This window comes from Synechococcus sp. R6-10 (assembly GCF_047461815.1).
Taxonomy (GTDB): domain Bacteria; phylum Cyanobacteriota; class Cyanobacteriia; order Thermostichales; family Thermostichaceae; genus Thermostichus.
Window position 1 is genome coordinate 1 of the sequence record NZ_JANSHW010000585.1, and the last position, 2664, is coordinate 2664.

The 2664-nt window shown below is 59.7% G+C and carries 2 protein-coding genes; one reads left to right on the top strand and one right to left on the bottom strand.

Translation table 11 applies throughout. From position 1 onward, the window contains the following. The first annotated feature begins 162 nt into the window (after positions 1-162). The gene (locus tag NW837_RS14125) at positions 163-1101 is read left to right on the top strand and encodes a carbohydrate kinase family protein (RefSeq protein WP_414332230.1); all 939 of its coding nucleotides are present in this window, start codon (positions 163-165) and stop codon (positions 1099-1101) included. On the opposite strand, the gene NW837_RS14130 is transcribed toward NW837_RS14125, so the two are convergent. Further along, the coding region (locus NW837_RS14130) for an ABC transporter ATP-binding protein (RefSeq protein ID WP_414332231.1) at positions 1095-2664 on the bottom strand (1570 nt) is incomplete at its 5' end. The genes NW837_RS14125 and NW837_RS14130 overlap by 7 nt on opposite strands.

The following is a 2664-nucleotide window of genomic DNA, read 5'->3' on the forward strand; positions in this document are numbered from 1 at the left end:
CTGGGGTGGTTTACAGCACCCCCAATCGACCGTTACCAGTGCCTTAAACAACCGTTTCTGGTGTCCGCAGTACAATTATAACCATGGAGGCGGACTTTCCTCTCGACACTGATCCTACCGGTACAGCACGGGGCTCCTGCGATTTCTAGCTGAGTGCTCAAGATGGATCCCTCTCATGTGCCCCTGGGTTTGCCGCTCATCTTGGGGGAGGTGCTTTTCGACTGCTTCCCCACAGAGATTGTGCTGGGCGGAGCAGCTTTGAATGTGGCTTGGAACCTCAAGGGGCTGGGATCCGATCCCCTCTTGCTCAGTCGTGTTGGCCAAGACGAGGCCGCCAGAGAGCTGCTGGGGGCACTGCGACGGCAGGGGCTGCGCCTGGAGGGTCTGCAGCAGGATTCTGTTCACCCCACCGGCAAGGTTCAAGTAACCCTGGATGAGCAAGGGATCCCCACCTTCGCCATCTTGCCCGACCAAGCCTACGACTACATCCAGTTGGATATCGGGGCTCTGCAAGCTCTCCAGCCCAGCCTGCTCTACCGGGGCAGCTTGGCAGCCCGCCGGGAGGCAGCCCATCGCCACTTTCAAGAGGGGATCCCCGCTTTGGGCTGTCCCGTGTTTCTGGATCTCAACCTGCGGGATCCCTGGTGGCATCCAGACGCCATCCAGGAGATGCTGCGCACCTGTGATTGGCTGAAGCTGAACCAGGCAGAGCTGGAGCAAGTGGCCCAACTGGAAGGGATCCCTCCTGGAGACCTGCTGGAGCAAGGACAGATCCTCCAGGCTCATCTGAACCTGAAAGGTCTATTTCTGACCTTGGGAGCGGCAGGCGCGCTGCTGATCACCCCTACTCAGATCCATCGGGCCGACCCAGTGCCCGCGCCTCAGATGGTGGATACGGTGGGGGCGGGAGATGCGTTTAGCGCCGTAGCCATCCTGGGACTATTGCGGGGATGGCCGGAGGCAGTTCTGGTGCAACGAGCCGTGCAATTTGCAGCGGCCATCTGTGGGATCCCGGGGGGAGCGCCTGCGGATCCGGAGTTTTACCGGCCCTTCCGGCAGGCATGGGAGATCCAGGAGATCCAGAGGCCAAGGGTTCAATGAAACTGGCGCAGGTGAAACTGGGCGTAGCGCCCCCCTTTGCCCAGCAATTCTCGGTGATTTCCCTGCTCCAGCAATTGCCCCTGCTCCAAGACGAAAATGCGGTGGGCGGTGCGCACTGTCGAGAGGCGGTGGGCAATCACAAAAACGGTACAGCGTTGCATCAGCCGTTGCAGTGCTTCCTGCACCAACGCTTCCGACTCGTTGTCCAAAGCCGAGGTGGCCTCGTCCAGGATCAAGATCTTGGGGTTGAGCAACACGGCGCGGGCAATGGCCAGCCGTTGCCGTTGTCCACCGGAGAGGGTGACCCCGCGTTCTCCCACGCGGGTGGCGTAGCCATCGGGCAAGCTCTCGATAAAGGTGTCGATGTTGGCCACCTGGGCCGCCTGGCGTACCGCTTCCAGGTCAAAATGCTCTTGTCCGTAGGCGATGTTGCTGGCAATGGTTCCCGAAAACAGGGTGATCTCCTGCGGCACAATGCCGATCTGCCGGCGCAGGCTCTTGAGGGTGACGGTGCGGATGTCGATGCCGTCGATGCGGATGCAGCCCTGCTGGGGATCGTAAAAGCGGGGAATCAGGCTCACCAGGGTGGATTTGCCGGCGCCGGAGGATCCCACCAGGGCCACAATCTCGCCGGGAGACACCTGAAAGCTGATCTGTTTGAGCACCGGCTGATCCGGTTTGTAGGCAAAGGAAACTTGGTCGAACTCCACCCAACCCTGAATGGGAGGCATGGGGCGGGCCCCGGGCAGCTCCCGGATTTGGGAGCGGGTGTTTAGCAGCTCGAAAATCCGCTCCACCGAAGCCTCACCCTGTTTCAGCTCGCTGTAGTTGTTGGTGATGTGAACAATAGGGTCGATCAACATGGCAACACCGGCAATGAAGCCGAGAAACTGGCTGCCGGTCAGGTTGCCCTGGCTAATTTGCCAGCCGCCCACCCAAAACACCCCCAACACGCTCATGGCGTACAGAAAACCCACCACCGGGTCTTGAATGGCTTTCACCTGTTCGGTCTGAAACCGGGCCAGGCGGTTGCTTTCGGCAATGGCACTGAAGCGGCGAATTTCGTAGTCCTCAGCCGCAAAGGCGCGAGTGAGGCTGATGCCAGCAAACACTTCAGTCAAGAGGGCGGCCAAATCCGACATCTTCTCTTGGTTGAGGCGGGAGCGAAACAAAAGGCGATCCCCAAACCAACTGATCAAGGCTCCCATCAGGGGGGCGATCAGCAAGGTGGTCAAGGTGAGAATGCCGTTGAGATAGAACAGGTAGGCCACCACCGCCAAGATGGTGAGCACGCTGGGGATGAAGCGATGGAAAAATCGTTGCACCACCTCTCCCACCCGATCCAGATCCCCCGTGAGGCGATAGACCAGATCGCCGGTGCGGCTGCCGGAAAAATAGTCCACATCCAGTGCCTGCAGGTGGGCATAAATCTGTTGGCGCAATTCCAAAACCATTTGCAAGGAGGCCCTCGCCATCAGGGTGTCTTGGCCATACTGAAAAGCGCCGCGCACCAAGAAAAACACCACCCCAATCAAGGCCAGCATCCGCAATTGCCCCAGATCC

What these genes read in the sequence shown, in the direction of transcription:
- NW837_RS14125 (WP_414332230.1), top strand. Translation starts at nt 163, where the DNA reads ATGGATCCCTCTCATGTGCCCCTGGGTTTGCCGCTCATCTTGGGGGAG.